This is a genomic window from Clostridium aromativorans (assembly GCF_020908015.1).
In the GTDB taxonomy this organism is placed as follows: Bacteria; Bacillota; Clostridia; order Clostridiales; family Clostridiaceae; genus Clostridium_B; species Clostridium_B aromativorans.
This window is the reverse complement of record NZ_JAJJPB010000001.1, coordinates 480,720-505,037: the sequence shown is the minus strand read 5'-3', so window position 1 is coordinate 505,037 and position 24,318 is coordinate 480,720. Positions and strand designations below refer to the sequence as shown.

At 33.1% G+C, this 24,318-nt stretch carries 20 protein-coding genes; 17 read left to right on the top strand and 3 right to left on the bottom strand.

Annotation, left to right across the window (positions count from 1 at the left end; translation table 11 throughout):
• Positions 1-13: 13 nt before the first annotated feature.
• The 14 genes from LN736_RS02405 (at position 14) to LN736_RS02345 (ending at position 17,467) form a co-directional block, all read left to right on the top strand.
• A complete protein-coding gene (locus LN736_RS02405; protein WP_150356137.1) occupies positions 14-613 on the top strand; it encodes a DedA family protein in 600 nt (199 codons plus the stop codon).
• Between the two features lie 171 nt (positions 614-784).
• Complete coding sequence (locus tag LN736_RS02400) at positions 785-4,867, top strand: AAA domain-containing protein (protein ID WP_229980713.1); 4,083 nt, start codon at positions 785-787, stop codon at positions 4,865-4,867.
• A gap of 179 nt (positions 4,868-5,046) precedes the next feature.
• On the top strand, positions 5,047-6,795 hold the full coding sequence (prdR, locus tag LN736_RS02395; RefSeq protein ID WP_229980711.1) for a sigma-54 dependent transcriptional regulator PrdR: 1,749 nt from the start codon (positions 5,047-5,049) through the stop codon (positions 6,793-6,795).
• Between the two features lie 375 nt (positions 6,796-7,170).
• On the top strand, positions 7,171-8,478 hold the full coding sequence (gene prdC, locus LN736_RS02390; RefSeq protein WP_229980709.1) for a proline reductase-associated electron transfer protein PrdC: 1,308 nt from the start codon (positions 7,171-7,173) through the stop codon (positions 8,476-8,478).
• A 29-nt stretch (positions 8,479-8,507) separates the two neighbouring features.
• Positions 8,508-8,945 (top strand): sugar transporter, encoded by a 438-nt coding sequence (locus tag LN736_RS02385; RefSeq protein WP_229980707.1) that lies wholly within the window; start codon positions 8,508-8,510, stop codon positions 8,943-8,945.
• Between the two features lie 101 nt (positions 8,946-9,046).
• The gene (gene prdA, locus LN736_RS02380) at positions 9,047-10,852 is read left to right on the top strand and encodes a D-proline reductase (dithiol) proprotein PrdA (RefSeq protein WP_229980705.1); all 1,806 of its coding nucleotides are present in this window, start codon (positions 9,047-9,049) and stop codon (positions 10,850-10,852) included.
• A gap of 18 nt (positions 10,853-10,870) precedes the next feature.
• Positions 10,871-11,131 (top strand): CBO2463/CBO2479 domain-containing protein, encoded by a 261-nt coding sequence (locus LN736_RS02375; RefSeq protein ID WP_150356142.1) that lies wholly within the window; start codon positions 10,871-10,873, stop codon positions 11,129-11,131.
• Entirely contained in the window at positions 11,131-11,856 is a 726-nt protein-coding gene (prdB, locus tag LN736_RS02370; protein WP_150356143.1) for a D-proline reductase (dithiol) protein PrdB, read from the top strand. Before LN736_RS02375 ends, prdB begins: the two co-directional genes overlap by 1 nt.
• 118 nt (positions 11,857-11,974) lie before the next feature.
• Complete coding sequence (prdD, locus tag LN736_RS18905) at positions 11,975-12,736, top strand: proline reductase cluster protein PrdD (RefSeq protein WP_150356144.1); 762 nt, start codon at positions 11,975-11,977, stop codon at positions 12,734-12,736.
• An 11-nt stretch (positions 12,737-12,747) separates the two neighbouring features.
• Complete coding sequence (locus LN736_RS18900; RefSeq protein WP_150356145.1) at positions 12,748-13,218, top strand: glycine/sarcosine/betaine reductase component B subunit; 471 nt, start codon at positions 12,748-12,750, stop codon at positions 13,216-13,218.
• A 2-nt stretch (positions 13,219-13,220) separates the two neighbouring features.
• On the top strand, positions 13,221-14,228 hold the full coding sequence (locus LN736_RS02360) for a proline racemase (protein ID WP_229980703.1): 1,008 nt from the start codon (positions 13,221-13,223) through the stop codon (positions 14,226-14,228).
• Positions 14,229-14,311: 83 nt separating this feature from the next.
• A complete protein-coding gene (locus LN736_RS02355; RefSeq protein ID WP_150356147.1) occupies positions 14,312-15,193 on the top strand; it encodes a sulfite exporter TauE/SafE family protein in 882 nt (293 codons plus the stop codon).
• A 238-nt stretch (positions 15,194-15,431) separates the two neighbouring features.
• On the top strand, positions 15,432-16,316 hold the full coding sequence (locus LN736_RS02350) for a sulfite exporter TauE/SafE family protein (RefSeq protein ID WP_150356148.1): 885 nt from the start codon (positions 15,432-15,434) through the stop codon (positions 16,314-16,316).
• Between the two features lie 83 nt (positions 16,317-16,399).
• Positions 16,400-17,467 carry a mannose-1-phosphate guanylyltransferase gene (locus LN736_RS02345; protein ID WP_150356149.1) on the top strand — a complete coding sequence of 356 codons (1,068 nt, stop codon included), beginning with the start codon at positions 16,400-16,402 and terminating at the stop codon, positions 17,465-17,467.
• A 96-nt stretch (positions 17,468-17,563) separates the two neighbouring features.
• Here the strand turns inward: LN736_RS02345 and LN736_RS02340 are convergent, their stop codons facing one another.
• Positions 17,564-17,845, bottom strand: a complete 282-nt coding sequence (locus LN736_RS02340; RefSeq protein WP_150356150.1) for a GIY-YIG nuclease family protein — start codon at positions 17,843-17,845, stop codon at positions 17,564-17,566.
• 24 nt (positions 17,846-17,869) lie between these two features.
• Positions 17,870-18,481, bottom strand: coding sequence for a DNA-3-methyladenine glycosylase (locus LN736_RS02335; protein WP_229980701.1), 612 nt, complete (start codon positions 18,479-18,481; stop codon positions 17,870-17,872).
• Positions 18,482-18,669: 188 nt separating this feature from the next.
• Between LN736_RS02335 and larC the strand changes: the two genes are divergently transcribed.
• From larC to LN736_RS02320, 3 genes are all read left to right on the top strand, one after another.
• A complete protein-coding gene (gene larC, locus LN736_RS02330; protein WP_268253723.1) occupies positions 18,670-19,956 on the top strand; it encodes a nickel pincer cofactor biosynthesis protein LarC in 1,287 nt (428 codons plus the stop codon).
• A gap of 241 nt (positions 19,957-20,197) precedes the next feature.
• Positions 20,198-21,580, top strand: a complete 1,383-nt coding sequence (locus LN736_RS02325) for a radical SAM protein (protein WP_229980699.1) — start codon at positions 20,198-20,200, stop codon at positions 21,578-21,580.
• A 159-nt stretch (positions 21,581-21,739) separates the two neighbouring features.
• Positions 21,740-23,017, top strand: a complete 1,278-nt coding sequence (locus LN736_RS02320; protein WP_229980697.1) for an ABC transporter substrate-binding protein — start codon at positions 21,740-21,742, stop codon at positions 23,015-23,017.
• Between the two features lie 173 nt (positions 23,018-23,190).
• Here LN736_RS02320 and LN736_RS02315 read toward each other — a convergent pair whose 3' ends face one another.
• Entirely contained in the window at positions 23,191-24,309 is a 1,119-nt protein-coding gene (locus LN736_RS02315; protein WP_150356155.1) for a glycosyltransferase family 4 protein, read from the bottom strand.
• Positions 24,310-24,318: the final 9 nt, after the last annotated feature.

Below are 24,318 nucleotides of genomic sequence, written 5' to 3'. Positions count from 1 at the left end.
AGAGGAAATAGTAATGGTAGAAAAAATAATAAATGTAGTTATTTTTGTTTTGGATAAAACTGGATATACAGGCATATTTATGGCGATGGCTTTGGAAAGTGCCTGTATACCTATTCCAAGTGAAGCTATATTGCCTTTTGGAGGATATTTGAGCTTTACGGGAAGACTGAATCCAGTACTTGTTATAATTTTTGGAACATTAGGTGGAACGATGGGATCTATAGGAGCCTATTATATTGGGAAAATAGGAGGAAGGCCTTTAGTGGAAAAATATGCGGATAAGCTTAGGCTGTCTAGATCTCACCTTGAAAAGAGTGATTATTATTTTAATAAGTATGGAGAAAAAATTGTGTTTTTTTCCAGACTATTACCTATAATCAGGACCTTTATCTCCCTTCCTGCAGGCATAAGTAAAATGGAGATTAAGAAATTTGTTGTTTATACTCTATTGGGTTCCCTGTTATGGAGTATATTTTTAGGATATGCAGGATATAAAATGGGAGAAAAATGGACAATTATACGGGAATGGTTTCATTTTGCCGATATAGCTCTGGTGGTTATAATAATAGGGTTTGTGTTCTATAAAATAATAAGGAGAAAATTGAGGAAGTAAGTTTTTACATTAAAACTTACTTCCTTTAATTTTTAAATAATTGTAGAAAAATACCGTCATGAATGTTTGAATTTTGTTTAACGAAAACTTTGAAATTTTATTTATTTGATGGTATAATTTAACATAAAAGTAAATATAATATTTAGTTGGCCATTATTAGGAGGGGAAATCATGGATTATAGGGATAGAGTAAAAAATATATTTTCTTATTTATTGAGCTTAAAGAAGTTAAATCAGAAGGTTATAAAAAGTGTTTATGATTATGAAAAATTATATTGGGAAGAGGAATTTTTTCATGTACAGGGATGTAGTGTAAACAAATTGGCGGTAAATGAACCTTGGATTGAGATAAATGCGAAATGCGGCAGACTATATGAAGAGTTTTTCCATATATATCAGGAGAATGAGAAAAACGAGGAAGGTTTTGAAATAGTTTTTGGACAAGGGTTACTCATATGGAAGAGAGAAAATGAAAAGATTATTCATCCTATACTAAATACCAGGATGAAAATAGAATTTAATAAAAGGAGGGAAGTATTTGTCTTAACACCTTCAAATAGGACTGTACTGGAAATTTCTTTGTTTGAAGGGTTTGAGGAGTGTAATATGCAGGGCATTTTTGCACTGGCCGATAAAGTGAATAGAATTAATTTGGATCCAAGAAACTTGAGACAGATCGAGGGCATATTTTTAAAACTTCTTTCTCATATAGATGCTCCTGGGGAATTTAAAAAAAGTAGTTTTTCTAAAAAAAGAGTTGATTTTCAGCAACGTCCAAATATCTATAACACATCCGTCATTTTTGTAAGAAAAAATAATGCTAGATTATGGCAAGTTGAGATAAATAATATAATTAAAGCCATAGACAATGGATGTGAAATACCTGAAACTGTAAAGGCATTGGTAAATGAAAAGACTATAGATTGTGATGAGAAAGAAAGACGTGAGTGGGAGAAAGTCGGGGAAAATGTACTTTTCCCATTACCTGCAAATTTAGAACAGAAGGAGATAATAAAAAAGATGGCCCAAAATTATGGGGTAGTTGTTCAAGGACCTCCAGGAACAGGTAAAAGTCATACTATAGTTAATTTAATATGCCACCTTCTTGCCCATGGTAAAAGGGTATTGGTGACAAGTCAAACGGGAAGGGCACTTAAAGTACTGACAGAGAAGATACCTGAAGAAATAAGACCATTATGTGTCAGTGTATTGGGTAATGATCCCAATTCCTTAAACAGACTCAATGAATCAGTACGGAAAATAACGGATACTTTATCTGTGGATGCTGAGGGTATATGTAAAGAAGTTGAATTATTAAAAAAGAAGTTGGATTTTTGTAAAAAAAGACAGGGGGAATTATATGGAAAATTTAGGGATATACAGGAGCTAGAAAATAGGGGCATCAGTTATAATGGCAGAGAATACAGCTCCATGGATATTGCTAAATGGGTTAGAAATAATAGGGGAAAGTATTGTTGGCTGGAAGATGAGATCCATATGGATGACATTATGCCATTATCGGAGAAAGAATTCAATTTATTAATATATTTGAGAAAAATATTGAATAAAAATCAAAAACGTAAATTTGATAATGTTAAGGGAATAATAGAGAAATTGCCTGATGATGATGAAATTTGCAATAGGATATCAGAGTATAAAAAAGTGAGATTGGAATATCATAAATATATTGAAATTTTAGAAGGGTGGCATATACCTTGTAACAATAGGTGCAACTATGATAAATTATTAGAGCTGCTAGATGAGTGTAGGAATAAAATTGCAGTGTTAGGAGAAGGCGTGTGGGGTGATATATTTAATAGTTATTATAGCAGTAAATTGGTAAGGCAGACTCTCAAAGATCTTCTGTATAAGAGTAATAATTGCATGTTGATACTCAGTAAAGTTAGAGATCAGATTAGAGATCACAAAATAGAAATTTCCGATGATATTGATACTGATAAATTTTCAGAGAGTTTTGATATATTATATAATTCCTTTGACAGGAATGGCAAAATAGGAAAGTTATTTACACTTATACATCCTGAATGTAATTATGTATTAAAAAATTGTAAGATAGACGGAATGCCTTTGAAGAATATGGAACAAGCAATAATAATTAGACTACATGTTCGACAGAAACAGGTTATTAATGAGTTGAGAAATATGTGGAATAATACTATGCGAGATTATGGGCTAAAGGTAATGGCTGCTTCCATAAAACCTTCTGATATAATTTTGATGGAAAAGAATCTAAGCTATTTGTACGAAATTGTAAATTGGGATGTAAAATATAAAAGGCCAATAGAAGAAGGACTGGGGAGGATATCAGTTCCGCGGGACATGGACTGGCACAAGAAAGAATCCTATGATTATCTAGTCAAATGTGTATCAGCTATAAAAGGCATTGATATATACAATAATGATAAGGCCTACATAGAAGTATTTAAAAAGACAATAAATAATACAGGAGAATTAAAAAAACTCTATGAAGCTGTGGACAATTTGAATGTAAACCAAGTTAAAGCGACATTACAGGAATTAAGAGAAATTAAAGGGGTAAAGAATAAATGTCTTAAGGTAGATGAGTTAATAGGTAAATTAAATAGAATATGTCCTAAAACTGCTAAAAATATAATAGACGACTGGGACTGCGGAAAAGAGAAATTTAATGATTGGACAAGGGCGTGGAAATGGGCACAGTGGAATAGTTTGTTAAATCACATGTATAGCCTAAATCTAGAAAAAATAGAAGAGGCCATAGGAATAGAAAAGAATAGGGAGAAAGAAATCATAAAAGATATAGTTTCAAAAAATACATGGTATAATCAAATACTTAGAACTACGGAAAATGAAAAGAGAAGTTTGTTTTCATGGATGCAGGCAGTGAAGAGGATTGGAAAGGGCAGAGGTAAGATGGTACCTGAGTACAGAAAAATAGCCCAGAGGGAAATGGAGAAGTGCAAAAAGATCATCCCAGTATGGATTATGCCATTAAACAGGGTTATAGAAAATGTAAAGCTTTCAAAAAATATGTTTGATGTAATAATATTTGATGAAAGCAGCCAAAGTGATTTGTTTTCATTGTGTGCGCTGATGAGAGCCAAAAGGGCAGTTATAGTAGGAGATGATAATCAGATAAGTCCAGAAGTTGTGGGTGTTGATCAGAGGAGTATGTACAATTTAATAAATAAATATTTAAAAGAAATACCTCAAAGACAGTGGTTTGATTTACAGACAAGTCTTTATGATACGGCACTGAGAGTATTCCCAGCTAGACTTATGCTGAAAGAACATTTTAGATGTGTACCTGAAATAATAAACTTCAGCAATAATTTGGTTTATTCCGGAGAAATGTTGACTTTAAGATATCCTAGAATCAATGAGAGATTTTATCCTGTTATAAATACAATTAAGGTAGAGGAGGGAGTTAGGGATTCCAGTAAACCGGTAAATATTAAAGAAGCTGAATGTTTGGTAGATAAAGTTGCAGCCTGCTGCAGGGATAGTAAATATTCAAATATGTCTATGGGTGTTATATCACTGCTTGGTGAGGCACAAGGACGACTTATTGAAAATATGTTAAAGGATAAAATAGGTGTAAAAGAAATTATAAGGAGAAAACTTATATGTGGAGATGCTTATTCTTTTCAAGGTGATGAACGGGACATAATGTTCTTGTCTATGGTGATTTCTAAAAATATAAAATTTGCACCTCTCACAAAAGAAAATGATATTAAGAGGTTTAATGTGGCAGCAAGTAGGGCTAGAAATCAAATGTGGCTGTTTCATTCTGTAGATCTGAAAGATTTAAATGAGGAGTGTGTACGGTATTCTCTTCTCAATTACTGTCTGAACTATAACAAGCATGATAAAAATAGTGGGAATGTAGAATATATATTTCAAACTGAATTTCAAAAAGATGTTTATAATCTTATAAAAAGTAGAGGGTATAAAGTCACTCCTAAAGTAGAAATAGGTAAATACAAGATGGATTTTATTGTAGAAGGTATGCGAAATAGGGTTGCTGTGGTATGTGACGGCGATGTTCCATCTGAAGAATATAATTGGAAGGAGGCAGTAGAAAGGCAGCTGGATTTAGAAAGAGCAGGATGGGTGGTTTATAGGATAATGGGGGGTGAATTCTATTATGAACCTGAAAAAACCATGGAAAAGTTGTGGAGTAAATTAAATAATATGGGAATTGAAAGATATAGTTTACAGACAACAGATACAAAAGTCCTAAAAGTAGTATAATTATAAGCAGAATCTGTTTAGTAGAAAAAATAGTTCTTGAGAAATTTTTTAAAGGACTATTTTTTATTTATGACTAATTGATTTTAAGAAATAGTTTAAATGTATGCTCAACTAATGATAAAATAAGTATACAGGTGTATTTTATATATGTATATTTAAAAATATAGGTAGGTGAGTTAATGAGTATTTTTGAATTAGTTTATAAAGTTAGGGATATAATGACGGACGGGTTTGTAAAGGTATGTAGTAATGAGACTATAGAGAATGCTCTTAATAAAATGATGCAGTCTTATAGGAATGAAGTTTTAATAATGGATGATGATGAAAAACTAATTGGTATATTTACTATGAAAGACGCAATAAGGATCAGAAATATGGGAATATCATTTAAAGATTTTGTAATTAAATATGCCTCTAAGGATGTGTCAACTATAGATTGTAATTCATCTGCTAGATATGCAAGGGATTTGATGATTAAAAAAAATATAGGAAGATTACCTGTCGTAGAAAACAATCACATTATTGGGATTATTACAAATAATAATTTTAGAGACATATTTTATATAAAAATGGATGAGCTTTTTAAACTCCAAAATTATGTATTTGATAATTTACATGAAGGCGTGTGCATGTGCGATGAAAAGGGAATAGTAAAGTACTGGAATAAAGCTTCTGAGAGAGTATATGGTGTTAAACTGAATAATATATTGAATAGATATATAGGAGATTTTTTCCCAAATGCTATGCTTTTGAAAGTATTGAATACGGAAAAGAGAATTGATAATGTGTTTCACGAGCCAGTTAAGGGCAAGTTTGTAGTACTGAGTGCTTTTCCAATATATAATTCGGATAAAAAGTTGGTAGCCGTGGTATCAACAGACAGAGATATGACAGATGAAGTGAATTTAACGAAACAGCTGGAAGATGAAAAAAAGAAGGTAGAATTCTTTAAGGATGCCTATAAAAATGAGCTGTCTTCCAAGTATAATTTTTCATTTATAATAGGCAAAAACAAAAAGATAATAGATGCAATTTCCATTGCCCAGAAAGTGGCTCCTACATCCACCAGTGTTTTGATTACAGGGAATAGCGGTACAGGGAAAGAGGTATTTGCAAAAGCAATACATAAGGCCAGTGAGAGAACTGGAAGTTTTGTAGCCATAAATTGCAGTGCCATACCTGTAAATTTATTTGAAAGTGAATTATTTGGATATGTGGAGGGAGCTTTTACGGGAGCTATAAAAAAGGGTAAAATAGGCAAATTTGAACTTGCCAATAAAGGCACCCTATTTTTGGATGAAATTGGTGATATGCCTATGGAAATGCAGGCAAAGCTGCTGAGGGTACTGCAAGACGGAGTTATATACAGGCTGGGAAGTGAAAAATCTATCATTACCAATACCAGAATAATATCCGCTACAAATAAAAACTTAAATGAATTGATATCGGAAGGTAAATTTAGAGAGGACTTGTTTTATAGATTGGCTGTGGTGCAGATAAAATTACCAGATTTGAAAGATAGAAGGGAGGATATAAGGGATTTATCTAATTTATTTTTTAGGCAGGTATCGAAAGATGAAGGTATAGAGATAAATTATATTGATGAGAAGATATATAAAATTTTAGCTGATTATAAATGGGATGGCAATATTAGAGAACTAAAAAATGTTATCCAGAGAATGGTTGTATTATCGAACGATGGGAAAATAACTGTGAAATCTATACCTGAATATATAAGAAATGAAAATATAAGAAATTATGAATATAATGATGAAAATAAATATGATCTACAAAAAATAACAGAGAATATAGAAAGAAAAACCATAGAAAAAGTGATGAAAATGGTACATGGGAATAAAAATAAGGCAGCAAAGATATTGAATATAAAAAGAAGCACTCTTTATTATAAATTAAGTAAATTTAAGTAAATTTAAGTGAATATCTATCGTTTTTAAAGTACACTCCAAATGTTAGATGAAATCTAATATTTGGAGTGTTTTTTTGTAGGCAATCGAAGTGTCAATAATTTAACAAGTGTGTTAAATTATTGACACTAAAAAAATAAAGTATAATTGGGGCATGTAAAGGTTTATAAAAGATTAATGAATTTACGACTGCAAAAAGTGTCAGAAAATAATACATTCGCTCATATTTATAGAAGCTATAAAAAAAACTTATAGCTTCTGGATATAGCATTAGTAAGCATTATAGCATGTATGTATAAAATAAAGCGTATTGGCATAAAATATGCTTTTAAAATTTAGTAGGCAGTTGAATTAGCCTAAATACTTAGGAGGGATAATATGGAACAGTTTTATAGTTTTCCCCTTAAAATGCACGTAGGAGGCCCTGATACACCTATTGTAAAGGAAGGCCAGAGAATAAAAAGGGGAGAATGTATAGCAGAACCAAAAGGTCTTGGAGCTAAAATACACAGCAGCGTTTCAGGAAATGTAGTAAAAATAACTGATTCGGCAATCGTAATTAAACCAGATGACAAACAGTCAGAAGAATATGTAAAAATTAAAAAATGTGACAGTATTGCCGATACGGTTTATGAAGCAGGAGTTGTAGGTGCTGGAGGAGCAGGATTTCCAACTCATATAAAATTAAAGACTAAACTTTCCAATGGATATATAATAGCCAACTGTGTGGAGTGTGAGCCAGTACTTCACCACAATATAGGGAGAATAGAAAAGAAACCCGAGGAAATAATAAAAGGGATAAGATATGCTATGAGTTCTACTGGCGCTCAGAAAGCCTATATAGCAATTAAGTCTAAACATTTAGAAGCTATAAGAGTATTAAAAAATTATTTGAAAAATGACAATTCCATACAAATTAAGGAATTGCCTGACATGTATCCTATGGGAGAGGAAAGAGCTATTATTCATGCAATATTTGATAGATGGCTTGAACCTACTCAACTTCCAGCAGATGCAGATTGTGTAGTTCTGAATGCAGAGACCCTTTTTAACATAACTATGGCGGTAGAATATGGGAAGCCGGTAATAGATAAAGATATAACAGTTATAGGAAAATTGAAATCAGGAATAGAACCTAATGTATTTTTTCAGGTACCTGTAGGAACAAGCATAAAAAGTCTCGTTGAAAAATGCGGCGGCATAGATGGTGAATACGGTGAATTGATAATAGGAGGACCCTATACAGGGACTTCACAGGATATTGACGCTGCAATAGTGACGAAGACTTCAGGGGGAGCTATTGTAACCATACCTTTTCCTGAGTACAAGGGCCCTATAGGACTTTTGGTATGTGCTTGTGGAGCTAATGAAGCAAGACTTAGAGATGTGGCTTCCAAAATGAATTCCCAGGTAGTTGGTGTGACTAAATGTAAAAATGTAGAGGAAATTAAAGGTGCGAACAAATGTAAAACTCCAGGGCATTGTCCGGGTCAGGCACAGGCAATTATGTACTTAAAGAAACAAGGTGCGAAAAGGGTTCTTATATCCAACTGCAGCGATTGTTCAAATACGGTAATGTGCTGTGCACCTAAGATGGGGTTGCCTGTATATCATCATACAGATCATGTATTTAGAACAGTAAACTATCCATTAACAAGAAGGCTTCCAATGGAACATGAATCTTAAAATATAAAAATCAAGGAGGATGATTTAATATGTCAATGAGTGCTGAACATGCAGAAGAAGTAAAGGATGAAGTAGCTGTTGTATGCTGCAGAACAGAAGAAGGTACCATTATCGCAGCTGAAAATCTGGAAGATCCAGATATATTTCCAGATATGGTGGACTCAGGATTGCTGACTATACCTGATAATTGTCTTAAGGTAAAGGAAGTAATAGGGGCAAAGCTTACTAAAACCATAGATTCCCTAACTCCACTTACTCCAGATATTTTGGAGGGAATTAAGACTGCAGAAAGTAAGAAGGAAGATAAAGAAGAAGTTAAAGAGGATTCAACAGAAGATAAAGTCCCTCAAATAGACAACATGGTAAATGAGGGAAATGCATCTGTTTCAATAGTTGGTGGAACTTTGAAAATACAGATAGAAGAAGGCAGGGGAATAGATATTGAACTTCCTTTTTATATAGGGTAATAGCCGTATAAAGAGGATTTAAATATAAATTAAGTTTTAAAAAGTTCAATAGAAAATTTAGGATCAAAGAACCTTGAAAAACGAATAAGGAGGTATTATGAATGAATGCTGAAGGAGAGAAGAAGGCAGTTCTAAAGTACAACAAAAAAGCAGGAGATACTATAGAAGCTGCTGATCTGGAAAATCCAATGAATTTTGAAAAACTTGAAGATTCACTATTAATTAAATTGGATGAAAATGTGCTTTCAAGAGAAGAAGTCATTGGAAAAAAACTTAAAGTTGATGCACCAGCTCTAACGGTTGTAACTGGAGATATTCTAGAAGGCTATGTTAAAAAAGAAAGGGCTGGTAAATCGAGCAGTGTTTCTAGCGGAGTTCTTAAAATTAAAATTGCCGAAGGCAAGGGAATTAATATAGAGCTGCCACTGGGAGGATTAGGTGCAGTATCTTCTGCAAATGGGGTTACAGTACCGGCAGTAAAATCTATATCTGGTGTTAATGGTGTAGTGGAAAGCAAGAGTGGAAAAGAAGCTCCAGAAGAAGAAAAAGTAATGAGAACACTTACGAGAAAACATTATAAGATCGACAAAGTAGAATTTGGACCAGAGACAAAAATAGAGGGAACAACTCTTTATATAAGAGAAGCTGTTTGCAAGGATGCTGTAGATGAGAGCCAACTGGTTAAGGATATGAAGATTGACATAATAACACCCGACAAATATCACACTTACAGTGAGACCATAATGGATGTACAGCCAATTGCCACAAAAGAGGGAGACTCAAAGCTGGGCACTGGGGTAACTAGAGTATTGGATGGCGTTGTGATGATGCTCACAGGTACTGATGAGAATGGAGTTCAGATTGGAGAATTTGGTTCTTCAGAAGGATATTTGGATGAAAACATTCAATGGGGAAGACCAAGCTGTCCAGACAAAGGAGAAATATTTATCAAAACTCAGATGACTATTCAAGCCAAGACAAACATGGAGAGAAGAGGACCTTTAGCTGCTCATAAAGCTACAGATGTATTGACGCAAGAAATAAGAGAGGCACTTAAAAAGGTCGATGATGAATCTTTGGTGGTAAATGTAGAAGAGTTTAAGCATGTCAGAAGACCTGGTAAGAAAAAGGTTATAATAGTAAAAGAGATAATGGGCCAGGGTGCAATGCATGATAATTTAATATTACCTGTAGAGCCCGTTGGATTCCTTGGAGGAAAACCAAATGTAGATTTGGGAAATGTTCCTGTAATGTTATCACCTCTTGAGGTAGCTGATGGAGGAATTCATGCACTGACCTGCATAGGACCTGCATCTAAGGAGTGCTCCAGGCATTATTGGAGAGAGCCTTTAGTACATCAAGTTTTAAATGATGAAGAGCTGGATCTCTGTGGAGTATTATTTGTGGGAAGCCCTCAGATAAATACTGAGAAATTCTATGTATCAGAGAGAATGGGAATGATTGTAGAGGCACTTGACGTAGATGGAGCTTTTGTCACGACAGAAGGATTTGGAAACAATCACATTGACTTTGCCAGCCATGTGGAACAGATAGGTATGAGAGGAATACCTTGTGTAGCTTTCTCATTCTGTGCAGTTCAGGGAGCTTTGGTCGTTGGGAACAAGTATATGAAGTATATGATAGACAATAATAAGTCTGAAGCAGGAATAGAAAATGAAGTACTTGGCTGTAATACACTTTGTCCGGAAGATGCTGTAAGAGGTGTTGCTATGCTTAAGGCAGCTATGGCAGGAGAAGATGTTAAGAAGGCAGAAAGAAAATACAATAGAAACGTGCTTGAAAATAACCTGGATCTTGTAGAAGAAACTGCTGGTGAAAAAATAGAAAGAGCTAAAAATGAACAGTCACTTCCAATGAGTAAGAAGAGGAAAGAGAAATATTCTTAATATAAGAGGGTAAATTAGATGAAATTAAAATACGGTGACAAGATCATTGAAATGCAGGGAATAATTGTTCAGGTCGAAGATGGTGCCGTTGGAATAGATTTGAAGGGAAGACTAGGATATTTGAAAATACCTCTCAGGATGTTGATAACGGACTACCCATTAAAATTAGGGCAGGAAGTTGGATTTAAAATGAGTTTCCCAGAAGTACTTTCATTAAAGGCTAATGAGAAATATATAAGTAATATTGATAAAAAGAACGGAAAGGAAGGTAATCTATAATGGATTTAACGGTTGTTAAAGGGTTGCAATCAGAAATATATGTGCCCATAACTCCTCCTCCAGTATGGGCTCCGGTGACAAAAGAACTTAAAGATATGAAAATTGCCATTGCTTCTGCAGCAGGAGTACATTTAAAGACAGACAAAAGATTTAATTTGGCAGGAGATTTTACATTTAGGAGAGTCCCTGGTGATACTAATACTGATGATCTTATGGTTTCTCATGGAGGATATGATAATGGAGATGTAAACAAAGATGTGAACTGTATGTTTCCATTGGATAGATTGAGAGAATTGGCAAAAGCAGGTTTCATTGGTTCAGTAGCACCAACTCATATAGGATTCATGGGCGGCGGTGGAAACCAACAGAAATTCAGGGAGGAAACTGGCCCAACTATAGCTAAAATATTGAAAGATGAAGATGTAGATGCAGTTATAATGACTGCTGGATGAGGAACCTGCCACCGCTCTGCAGTATTGGTGCAGAGAGCAATAGAACAGATAGGTATTCCTACTATAATTATAGCAGCATTACCTCCTGTAGTTAAGCAGACAGGTACTCCAAGAGCAGTTGCTCCAAGAGTTCCTATGGGTGCCAACGCAGGTGAACCCCATAATATAGAGATGCAGACTGGAATAGTAAAGGACGCACTTACACAGCTTACTAAGATAACTACTCCAGGCACAATAGTACCACTTCCTTATGAATATGTAGCAAAAGTTTGATGCTTATAAAATGGTGCTCGATTTAAGAATTCTTGCTAAATGAAATGTTTTATTTATGGCAATTACAGACTGAAAAGTTTGTAATTGCTATAAGATAATTTAAAATAGGGTGAGATATATGGATAAAGAGAGAAAAATGAGAAGACTTGTTATAAAAACTTTTTCTATAGATAAGGTGGAATTTGCAGATAATACATCCATAGAGGGTAAAAATTTATATATCAAAAAGGATATAGCGGATAATATAGATATAAATGAAGATCTTATTGAGAAAGTAGATCTAAATATAATTGAACCTAATAGACATGATATTTTTGTAAATTCCATAATGGATTTTTCACCTATAGCTGTTAAGGTGCTGGGTAGAATTGGTGAAGGAATAACACATGTTTTAACAGGTGTATACGTTATGCTGACAGGCGTAGATGAAGATGGAGTCCAAGTTGCTGAATTTGGTTCTTCTGAAGGAATACTTGAGGAACAGGTAGTATTTGGAAAAGCTGGAACACCTGATAAGAATGATACTATTATCAATGTAAATGTCACATTAAAGTCTGGGAAAGGAAGCAGCCGACCGGGACCTATGGCAGCTCATGAAGTTTGTGATAAGATAATTCAGGAAATAAGAGAACATTTAAAAAAAGTACATGGTGAAAAATGCAGTGAAAAATATGAGTATTTTGATAGAATAAGATATGGTAAAAAGAAAGTTGTTATAATAAAGCAGGTGGCGGGACAAGGAGCCATGTATGATACAGGGGTTTTTGCTAAAAGCCCAGGTGGATTCATAGGATGTAGATCTGTAATAGATATGGGAAATATACCTATAATACTAAGCCCTAATGAGTATAGGGATGGCGCATTGAGAGCTATGAATTAGAGGTGATAAAAGTGGGAATTGGACCATCTACAAAAGAGACTACGTTACATCATTTTAGAGATCCGCTTTTAGATGTGGTATCAAATGACGATGATGTAGATCTTCTGGGAGTCATTGTTGCAGGAACGCCTCAGGAAAACCAGGATAAGGTTTTTGTAGCCCAGAGAATAGCAGCCTGGGTGGAAGCCATGAGGGCTGATGGGGCCATAGTATCTATAGATGGATGGGGAAACAGCAACATAGATTTTGCCACAGCTATAGAAGAAATAGGCAAAAGAAATATACCCATAGTGGGGATGAGCTTTGTGGGAACTCAAGCGCAGTTTGTAGTTACTAATGAGTATATGGACACCATAGTAGATTTTAATAAGTCGCAAGAGGGTATCGAAACTGAAGTGGTTGGAGAAAACAATGTGACGGAACTGGATGCTAAAAAGGCATTAGCTTTTTTAAAATTAAAAATGAGAAATAAGGAGGATTAATCATGAACATTGAAAGGACTATATTTGCAATTGACTCACACACAATGGGAGAGCCTACAAGGGTAGTTGTAGGGGGAGTTCCGAATATTCCTGGCAATACAATGCCAGAAAAAAAAGCTTATCTTGAAGAGCATATGGACTATTTGAGGACAGCTATAATGCTTGAACCGAGAGGGCACAATGATATGTTTGGCTCCATATTGACACAGCCAACTACAGACAAGGCTGATATAGGAATAATATTTATGGATGGCGGCGGATACTTGAACATGTGTGGGCATGGCTCCATAGGTGCATCTACAGTAGCAGTGGAGACTGGTATTGTAAAAGCTGTCGAGCCGGTTACAAAACTTACTTTAGAGGCTCCTGCAGGGCTTATACAAGCATCTGTAAAAGTGAAGAACGGAAGTGCAAAGGAAGTTTCTATAACCAATGTACCAGCATTTTTATATAAAAAGGATGTAGAAGTAGAAGTGCCTGACGTGGGAAAAGTTGTGATGGATATATCTTTTGGAGGAAGTTTCTTTGCCATAGTTAAAGCTAAAAATTTGGGAATAGAAATAGAACCTAAAAATGCACAAAAATTAATAGAAGTAGGAATGAAAATAATAAAGTCAGTAAATCAGCAAGTAGAGATACAACACCCTACCCTTTCCCATATAAAAACTGTGGATTTATGTGAAATATGGGGACCCGCAAAAAGTGAGGATGCTACTTATCAAAATGCAGTTATATTTGGACAGGGACAATTAGATAGATCACCTTGTGGGACAGGTACTAGTGCTAAAATGGCTACTCTCTATGCAAGAGGAGAGCTTAATGTAAATGAAGACTTTGTATATGAAAGTATAATAAATACAAAATTTAAAGGAAAAATACTTGGGACAACTAAAGTTGGAGACTATGATGCAGTTATTCCTCAGATAACTGGTTCTGCTTATATAACAGGACATAATCAGTTCTTTATAGATCCTGATGATCCAGTTAAATATGGGTTCATCCTTAAATAAATTAAAAAATATATAAATTTAGTACTGTATTGATTTTTGCAAAATATTTATAATTATAAGAAAAAAATAAAGGGGGTCTTTTAGTGGTAAAAATAATTTTTGGTATCCTGCTTATTTTGGTATTGTACTTTGCATTTTTATTCTTTAAAGATTATGCAAAAGCCGTTAAAGAAAAAAAATTGGAAAAAGCAAATTTCTTTGCACTAGGTGGAGTTGGATTTATAGCAAATTTTTTTGATACTCTTGGAATAGGCAGTTTTGCAACCAGCACAGCATTGTTAAAGTTTTTCAACCTTACGAAAGATAGAACTTTACCCGGTACTTTGAATGTATCTTGTACTATTCCTGTAATTGTTGAAGCACTTATATTTATAACAGTTATAAAAGTAGAGCCTGTAACACTGTTTGCCATGTTGATTTCGGCAACTGTGGGTGCGGTAATAGGTGCAGGAATAGTTTCCAAACTGGACGAGAGAAAGGTAGAATTGGGGATGGGTGCTGCATTGATTGTAGTGGCATTTGTAATGCTGGCAGGTCAGTTAAATCTTATGCCCGTAGGTGGAACTGAAATAGGACTTACAGGGGCAAAACTTGTAGTTGCTGTAATAGCTAATTTCATATTGGGAGCTCTTATGACACTTGGCATAGGACTTTATGCACCTTGTATGGCATTGGTGTTTGCACTTGGAATGAGCCCTAAGGTAGCTTTCCCTATAATGATGGGCTCCTGTGCATTTTTGATGCCGGCTGCTTCAGCTAAATTTATAAAAGAAGATTCTTATGACCGAAAGGCCTCTATGGCTATAACTATATTTGGCATTATAGGTGTACTGATAGCGGCATATATAGTTAAGTCACTACCTTTGAATATTTTGAAATGGGTTGTAATTGCTGTTTTAGTTTATACATCTGTAGCTATGTTTAGATCCGCATCAAAGCACAAGCAAAAGACTGTAGAAGCATAAAATTTATAGCTATAGAATTAATAAAATAATAGAGCTATCATGAAATCTCACACTGATATTTATAGAATATTCTCATATGTGTAAAAATTGGAATTGATATTATATAAGACCTCGTTCCCATGTGAGTGGGATACGAGGCCTTTCAATACACTGCAAGTTAAATAATAAATTTATGCAAAACAATGTTAAGTTATTAACTATGTAAACGAATAATCAATTATAGGAAGGAATGATGTGAGTGATTAAAATTTTAATGATATTACTTATTATTTCAGCATTATATTTTTTAGCAGTGTTTATTAAAGACTATATAGATAGGATAAAAAACAAATCTATTGATAATAGAAAATTTTTGACTTTTGCTGTGAGTGGCTTTATAGTTAATTTTTTTGACACTTTGGGAATAGGCAGCTTTGCCATCTTCACAGCCATATTAAAAAATTTTAAATTAACTGAGGATAGAACTATACCCGGTACGTTAAATGTTTCCTGTGCAATACCTGTAATAGTGGAAGCTATGGTATTTATAAATGTGATCAAAGTGGAACCTTTTACTCTGATATCTATGATTGTAGCGGCTACTCTTGGAGCCGTACTTGGAGCTGGATTTGTAGCTAAATTGGATGAGAGAAAAATAGAAATAGGTATGGGTTCTGCGCTTTTAGTAGTGGCTTTTATAATGTTTGCTGGACAAATAAATTTAATGCCATCGGGAGGAGCTTCAACTGGCTTAACAGGTGTAAGGTTGATCATAGGCTTAATTGGAAATTTTATATTTGGAGCATTTATGACTCTTGGTATAGGAATTTACGCACCCTGCATGGCTCTAGTATTTACTCTTGGTATGAGCCCTAAAGTAGCATTTCCAGTAATGATGGGTTCCTGTGCTTTTTTAGAAGCGGCAGCCTCTGTAAAATTTGTAAAAGAGGGAGCTTATGATGCCAGAACGCCTCTTCCTGTTATGATATTTGGATCAATTGGTGTATTGATAGCTGCTTATGTAGTTAAATCACTTCCGCTTTCCATATTAAAATGGGTAGTTATAGGGATTATAGTATATACTTCTGTAATTATGTTTAAATCAGCAAAAGGTAAGAATAGAAGCAAAATTCAGCCAGTTTAAAATGTGAAATTATTCTGTTTCACACTTAGAATGACTTACACATATTATAAAACATAGTAAGCATTATATTTGGAGTGAAGTTATTGTTATATGCGCTAATTCTTGCAGGAGGCAAAGGAACAAGGCTATTTCCATTATCTAGGGCTAAAAATCCAAAACAATTTTTAAAAATTGTAAATGATAAGAGTTTTTTACAAAATACCATAGATAGAATTATACCTCTGGTGGATAAAAAAAATATATATGTAGTTACAAATGAAGAATATATAGATAAGGTCCAAGAAGAGCTTTTAGATATAGACAAAGAAAATATATTTGCAGAACCTGAAAATAAGGAAACTGCCACTTGTATTGGCTTTTCGGCGGTGAAACTATTAAAAAGAGATCCTGACGCTACTATGATAATTTTACCTTCGGATCATTATATAGAAAATAAAAAGTTGTTTTTAGATACTGTTTCTCAGGCTGTACAGATTGCGGAAAAGAAAAGGGGCCTTGTTACCATGGGAATTAAACCTACCAGACCTGAGACTGGATATGGTTATATAGAAATGGGGGAAAAGGTTAATTTAGGAACTGCCACTTTTAAAGTTGAGAGATTTTTGGAAAAACCCAATATAGAAGTAACTAAAGATTTGATATTAAAAGGCACATATCTTTGGAATAGTGGAATATTTGTGTGGAGGGCAGATGTTTTTTTAAGAGAAATGCAGAAGTATCTTCCTAAGATGTATAAATGTATGTTATCTATGTATCAAAGTTTGAATACGAAATGGGAGGAGGAAACTGTAAAGGAGCAATATGAAATTATAGATGGAATATCTGTTGATTTTGGAATAATGCAAAAAACCAGAAAGGCATATGTAATTAAATGTGAGTTCTTTTGGGATGATATAGGAACTTTTACTGCTTTGGGAAGGCTTTTTAAAAATTTTGATGGAAATAATGTAAAGGGAAATGCGGTACTGCAGTCCAGCGAAAACTGTACCGTATTTGGAAATGACAAACTTATAGTAATGTTTGGAGTAAAGGATTTAATTGTGATAAATTGCAAAGATGTACTTTTAATTATGGATAAAAATAAAGATCAGGAATTAAAATATTTAGTGGACATTTTGAAAAATAAAAGCAATTTCCAGAAATATCTGTAAATATTAAACGTAAAGTTAATTGTAGATCTTTATTGACAAAAGGGGTTTAGTATTAAAATCGACTGATTTTCTAATACTAAATCCTTTATTTTATTATTAAAAGGTGGAAATATTTTGCGTAAATCTATCTTCTAAGTTCAATGATTTGATCAATTTTAATTTTTCCTCACGTTTCATTTTTTTTATTGAATATTCTCTATGTAAGGCTTCTTTTTTTAGGATAAATTCTTCAAAATAAACTAACTTTACAGGAGTCCTGCCCTTAGTATACTTGGCCCCTTTTTTACTGTTATGAGCTTTTAGTCTTTTTTTTAAATTATTAGTATATCCTGTATAAAAAGTGCCATCCCTACACTTTAAAATATAGACGTAATTCATGTTATAAAAATCGCTTTCATAAATTTATTTGACAGATACATAGATATTATTCTCTATATAAAATCTCCAGGGATAATCTGCTGCTTCCTGAGCATAACTGATACCTATACGTTTAGCATTTTTTATATTAAAATTGCTGAAATTATCTTCTGCAATATATAAAGTATTGCCGTAAAGATCCAGCTTATTTTCAGTTTTACCTATGGCTAGTCCCTTACATAATTTGCCGGGGCCGTTGGTCAAATTTTTTATTTGGGTCTTATTTAAAGAAGAAAATAATCTATTATATCTGTTTAGAGATATTTCATTTAAATTTTCCAGAGGTTCAACGGCTCGTATTAATACTGCCTCAGGTATGTCTTTTTTTTCAGTTACTATATTGAAACAATAATACATTCCATATATCATGTACACGTATGAAAAACCGCAGGGACCGTACATGACTTCAGTTCTTTTGGTCCGCCTTCCACCGTAGGAATGAGCGGCTTTATCTGTAATACCTTTGTAAGCTTCTGTCTCAACTATTCTTCCGGATAGCCTTTTGCCATTGATAGTGTGAACCAATATTTTGCCAAGAAGATTTTTTGCCACAGACAGAGTGTCTTTATTATAGAAATTACGCTGTAATTTTTTCAATAATACAACCCCTTTTATGTTATACGAGAGATATATAATAAATTATATACTAGGTGATTGTTTTGTCAAATTAAATGTGAAAATTTCACATTTTTGATAAGAGCGTTTCAACTATGCAAAATATTCATATTTATGGTAAAATTATATTATCACATTATTAGACAAATGATTATAGGAGATTAAAAATTATGAAGATACTTTATTATGACTGTTTTTCTGGAATAAGTGGAGATATGAATTTGGGAGCACTAATAGATCTAGGAGTGGATGTGGAATATTTAACAACAGAGTTATCCAAATTAAAAGTTGAAGGATACGAAATTAATACACATAGGGATATAAAAAATGGCATATCAGGAACTAAGGTGGATGTAATTCTGAAAAAAGAACATGACCATGCTTCCCATCACCATAGAAATTTAAATGATATAGAAGATATAATAAATTACAGTGATTTAAACGTAAGGGTTAAAAATATAAGTGTGGAAATTTTTAAAAAGGTAGCAGAGGCTGAAGCCAAAGTACACAATAAACCCTTAAATGAAATACATTTTCATGAAGTAGGGGCGGTGGACTCTATAGTTGATATTGTAGGGGCTGCCGTATGTTTTGATTATTTAAAAGTGGATAAAGTGGAAGCCTCTAAAGTGGAAGTTGGCAGGGGATTTGTAAAATGCGCCCATGGTGTATTTCCGGTACCGGCACCTGCCACAGCGGAAATATTAAAGGATATTCCCATTAAATCTGAAGTACCATTTGAGGCTACTACTCCGACAGGTGCAGCAATATTATCTTATTTTTCTTCAAAATATACAGAGAATAAAAATTTTAAAATAGCTAAAATAGGCTATGGCATAGGCAATAGAGATAATGATGGCATTCCAGATGTACTGAGGGTCTTTTTAGGAGAAACTATTCCTGCAGAAAACGATGGTAAACGGAAAAATTTTAGTGAGAATAAAAATCATAAAATTGAATATATATCAATTAATAGGGAAAAACTAGGTGAACATGATTTTAATAATAAAGATTATAAGGTAGAGGATATACAGGTTATAGAGTGCAATATAGATGATATGAACCCCGAAATGTATCAATGTACAATGGATGCTTTACTGGAAAATGGGGCGTCAGATGTATATTTGACGCCTATAATCATGAAAAAAGAGAGACCTGCAGTAAAGCTTACTGTGTTATATAAATCTGAAATAGAGGAAAAAATGAGAGAAATTATTCTGACACAAACCACAACTATAGGTTTTAGAAAGTATAAAATGCAAAGAAATATTTTGAATAGGGATTTTACAAAAGTAATTACCAAATATGGAGAGGTCAATGTAAAAAATGCCTATTATAAAGGAAAGAAGATAAAGAGTAAAATTGAGTATGAGGATTGTAAAAAACTTGCGCTGAAAAATAAAGTGGGTATACAGGAAGTATATAGAGAAACTATGGCTAAGTTGTTAAAACAATGAAGGTTTAAGGACCAATTTTAGTATATTAGAGTGGTTTATATGAAAATTATAAATCATAGACTGTAGTTGTTTGAATTGAATATTGACAAATATATGTTAAAAGCTATATTATATTGGTATATAAATAACATATATTATATGATAATGTTTTTATTGTTTTTATATCCTATGTATTTAAAAGAGAAATGGATGTTTTGAAGCATTCGTTTCTTATATTATTATTATTTAGGAGGAATGCCGTATGAAGGTAACTGCAATATTGGAAAAGACAGCTAAGGATGCATTGGTTAAAGCTGGTGTAGAGTTACTTGACAGGGATCCGGAACAAAATCTTGATAAAATATTTGCACTAATAAAAAGGACGGTAAAAAATGATGAGGACAATTTAGCTAAAGTGCTTAGAGTTGAGGAATTGTATAAAACAAATCCTGCAATTCACAAACTAGCTATAAGCATTGTTAAAGATTCCAATAAAAAATGCATAGATAAATTTTTTACTAATTTTTTTGCAAATTCAGCTTGGTATGGGATACCAAAGAGAGAAAAATTTTTTCGAGAAACAGGAACAAAAACTCCTTTTACTATTTTGATGAGTCCATCTATGAGATGTAATTTAAGGTGCACTGGATGCTACGCTTCAAGCTACAGCAAGGAAGATGATATTCCTAAAGAAGAGGTAGATAGAATAATTGGTGAGGCCAGAGATCTTGGAATTTACTATTTTGTAATTCTTGGCGGGGAGCCTTTTATAAATAGCTATATGCTTGATATATATGAAAAATATAATGATTGTATGTTTACTCCATTTTCTAACGGAACTTTATTCGATGAAAAACTGGCAGATAGAATACAAAAACTTGGCAATGTACTTCCCATGTTTTCATTGGAGGGATTTGAAAAGGAAACAGATGAAAGAAGAGGCAAGGGGATATTTAAGAAAGTTATGCATGCAATGGAGCTTCTGAGGGAGAGGGGAGTTTTATTTGGAGTTTCTACAGCAGTTAGCAGGTATAATATAGATACAGTTACATCAGATGAATTCATAGATATGCTGGTGGAAAAAGGCGCTAAAATGAGCTGGTATTTTATATATATGCCTGTGGGTAAAGAACCTGATGTGGATCTGATGCTTACCCCCGAACAAAGAATACATCTTGGAGAAAGGGTTAGAAAGATAAGAACTACAAAACCGTATTTTGCCATTGACTTTTTTAACGATGCTCCTTATGTTGGAGGATGCATAGCAGGTAAATTTTACTGTCATATAAATTCAGAAGAGCAGGTAGAGCCTTGTATATTTGCCCATTTTGCAGTGGACAATTTGAAGGGCAAAAAACTTGTGGATGTATTCAAGTCAGATTTTTTCAATGAACTGAGGCACAGACAACCTTATAATGATAACTTATTGCTGCCTTGTATGATGATTGACAATACAGAGCAGATTAGAGAAATTGCAAGGAAAACTGGAGCGAAACCTACAGATGAAGGTGCTAGGAGGATGCTGGAAGATCCTGAATTTCAGAAAAAATTGGATAAATTGTCAGCAGATTTTAAACCTTATGCAGAAAGTGCATGGAAAGAAGATTTTAGCTGTAATGGAAATTATAAAATGTCTAAAGGTTAAATCTTTAAAACATCCGAAGAAGAATGACTTCTCCGGATGTTTTAATTTTTTAAGATTTCTTAGATGCAGTATAAAGTTGAAAGATGTATTTTTATTTGTTAAGATTAGTATAAAATGTGTATGCTAAGTTATAATTAATAAAAATGTAGGGGAGTTTTTATGAACAGATGTGTAAAGAGGGTATTATTTTTAGTACTAGTGATAATTTTAATTTCTACTGTTTCTTGTAATGGACCTCAAGGTAAAAAAGACAGTAAAGAATTGCTTCAGGGAAATATTAAAATTGTGACTGATATGGAACATGGGCCACAGTTAAAGTTTGCGGCAAATAGATTTAGTGAGACATATAAAAAAGTTACTGTAGATGTCATAACAGTAAAAGGTACGGATGATAATATTAAGTCCATATTGGATAATTCTAAGTATCAAGCAGATATATTGACAGTGAATGACAGCTATGTGAAGCATATTCTATCTGCGTATTCAGACAAAATTTTAAAAATAACAGATTCGGTGAGTTTATATAAGAATATTTTATTAAGCAATAAGGTAAACAATGATACTATAAAGGGATCAATTTATGCATTACCTTGGGATACATGTCCTGAAACTTTAATATATAGAAAAGATATATTTGCCAAAGAGGGTATTGATGAAAATAATATAAAAACCTGGAATGATTATATAGAAGCGGGAAAAAAGATAAAAAAAGATACTGGGAAAGTGTTTATGGCAGATGTTTCTAATTATAATAGTGATATTTTTTTATTGCTTGCAAATCAACTGGGAACAAGTTACTTTAATGAAAGTGGCAAATTGGGATTTCAGTCTCAGAAGTGGTCTAAAGTTATGGATATAGCTAAAATTCTTTATAGAGAAAATTTGATAAAAGATTTTAGTTCTAAAAGTAATTTGATAAATGGATTAAAGGGAGATAAAATAGTGTCATTTATTGGGGATCCAACTTATGCTAAATCATTGATGAATACTTATTCTAAAGATAGTTATAAATGGGGCATAATGAAATTTCCCTCTTTTGAAGCAGGTGGAAATAGAGATGTCTCCGTTGGAGGTACCAATTTAATTATAAATAAAAATACTAAGCAAGCTAAACTGGCACAGACTTTTATAAACTTTGCCCTTACGGACGACAAACTGCAGATGGATTTATTGAATAAATATGGAAGATTTCCGGCAAATATAAATATATATAATCTTGTAGATTTTAATAAACAAGTTTCTTATTTTGACAATAGGATATGGAATTTATTTGCTGAAGTAGAACAGGGAAGTTTTAATATAAACTATACTAAAGATTTTCCACGAGTAAGAGAAAAGGTAAAGAAAATTTTAACTGCAACCAATGTAGAAAATAAAGATTTTAAGACTATAATGGAAAATATAGAAATGTCTCTTAAAAGTAATTTAAAAAAATAAAATGCTATTCCTTAAAATTTTAATTTGAGTTATAAAAACGTTTACTAAATTTTTAAATTAGTGTATAATAAAAATATGGGGAATTAATCTTAGGGATCTTTTAACATATAAGCAAGACCTTTTAACTGGGAGCGAGAGCAGCTAAAAGGTTTTTGCTTTTTTTTATAGCAATTTTACATATCTAAAATTTTTTTATAGGCTCTGATAGTATTTTCCGAAGTTTTCTCCCAGGAGAATTTAGACGCCTGATTTAAAGCTTTTAAGCTCAGTTCCTTCCTTATACTTTCATCGTTGAGTAAGGCCTCTATAGAATACATAAGGCTTTTTATATCAGATGGATTTATAAGGATACCACCATCTCCCACCACTTCTGGAATGGATGATGTATCTGAAGTTATTACAGGAGTACCGCAGCTCATGGCTTCTAATGGCGGAAGGCCAAATCCTTCATATGAGGATGGATATATGAAAGCATCACAAGCATTGTAAAAAATAGGTAGCATTTTTTCCTCCACAAATCCCGTAAATTTAACATTATCTTTTATATTTAAATCTATACTTAAATTTTTTAGTATATCTAAGTCGTCCTTATTTGAGCCTATTATAATTAAGTCATAATTCTTATCTAAATTTTTGTGAATTTTAGAAAAGGAGGTTATTAATGAGGATACGTTTTTCCTGGGACTAAAGCCTCCTATATAGAGAATAAAAGGATTATTTATATTGTAGTTGATTTTTATACTATATTTACATTTGTCTTTTTCTAAGGGCTTATATTTTTCATCTGCGGCCAAAGGAGTTACAAATATTTTATTTTTATCCATTGGAAAGAACTTTAAGATATCATTTTTGGAATGATTGGATACGGTTATTATTCCATCAGCTAAGTCGATAACATTTGGCATTTGCTTTAAAAATTTTTCTAAGTATCCCTTTCCAACAGTTTCAGGAAGTACATAAGGTATTAAATCATGTATAGTGACAACTTTTTTGCAGTTTATATTTTCAGATATGCCGATACCGTTTTGAGGAATATGATATATATCTACAGCTTCCCTTTTTAAATTTTCGGGAAAAAAATATTGTTCAAAAAATCTATGTTGTCTTTTAGAAGACATTATTATTTTAGTATTCTTTTGCCTAAAACTTTCATATTTATTACCTGACCAATATATATTGTAAAAATTTTCCTCGTGATTTTTGATCATATATTTTAGTATTTTTTCTGTATAAGTGCCTATGCCGGTTCCCCTATACCAATTGATTCCTCTTGCATCAACGGCAATTTTCATTGTTCTCTA

Excerpts from the sequence above, each read along its gene's own strand:
- LN736_RS02405 (WP_150356137.1), top strand. The coding sequence starts at position 14 with ATGGTAGAAAAAATAATAAATGTAGTTATTTTTGTTTTGGATAAAACT.
- LN736_RS02400 (WP_229980713.1), top strand. The coding sequence starts at position 785 with ATGGATTATAGGGATAGAGTAAAAAATATATTTTCTTATTTATTGAGC.
- prdR (WP_229980711.1), top strand. The coding sequence starts at position 5,047 with ATGAGTATTTTTGAATTAGTTTATAAAGTTAGGGATATAATGACGGAC.
- prdC (WP_229980709.1), top strand. The coding sequence starts at position 7,171 with ATGGAACAGTTTTATAGTTTTCCCCTTAAAATGCACGTAGGAGGCCCT.
- LN736_RS02385 (WP_229980707.1), top strand. The coding sequence starts at position 8,508 with ATGTCAATGAGTGCTGAACATGCAGAAGAAGTAAAGGATGAAGTAGCT.
- prdA (WP_229980705.1), top strand. The coding sequence starts at position 9,047 with ATGAATGCTGAAGGAGAGAAGAAGGCAGTTCTAAAGTACAACAAAAAA.
- LN736_RS02375 (WP_150356142.1), top strand. The coding sequence starts at position 10,871 with ATGAAATTAAAATACGGTGACAAGATCATTGAAATGCAGGGAATAATT.
- prdD (WP_150356144.1), top strand. The coding sequence starts at position 11,975 with ATGGATAAAGAGAGAAAAATGAGAAGACTTGTTATAAAAACTTTTTCT.
- LN736_RS02360 (WP_229980703.1), top strand. The coding sequence starts at position 13,221 with ATGAACATTGAAAGGACTATATTTGCAATTGACTCACACACAATGGGA.
- LN736_RS02340 (WP_150356150.1), bottom strand. The coding sequence starts at position 17,845 with ATGAATTACGTCTATATTTTAAAGTGTAGGGATGGCACTTTTTATACA.
- larC (WP_268253723.1), top strand. The coding sequence starts at position 18,670 with ATGAAGATACTTTATTATGACTGTTTTTCTGGAATAAGTGGAGATATG.
- LN736_RS02325 (WP_229980699.1), top strand. The coding sequence starts at position 20,198 with ATGAAGGTAACTGCAATATTGGAAAAGACAGCTAAGGATGCATTGGTT.
- LN736_RS02320 (WP_229980697.1), top strand. The coding sequence starts at position 21,740 with ATGAACAGATGTGTAAAGAGGGTATTATTTTTAGTACTAGTGATAATT.
- LN736_RS02315 (WP_150356155.1), bottom strand. The coding sequence starts at position 24,309 with ATGAAAATTGCCGTTGATGCAAGAGGAATCAATTGGTATAGGGGAACC.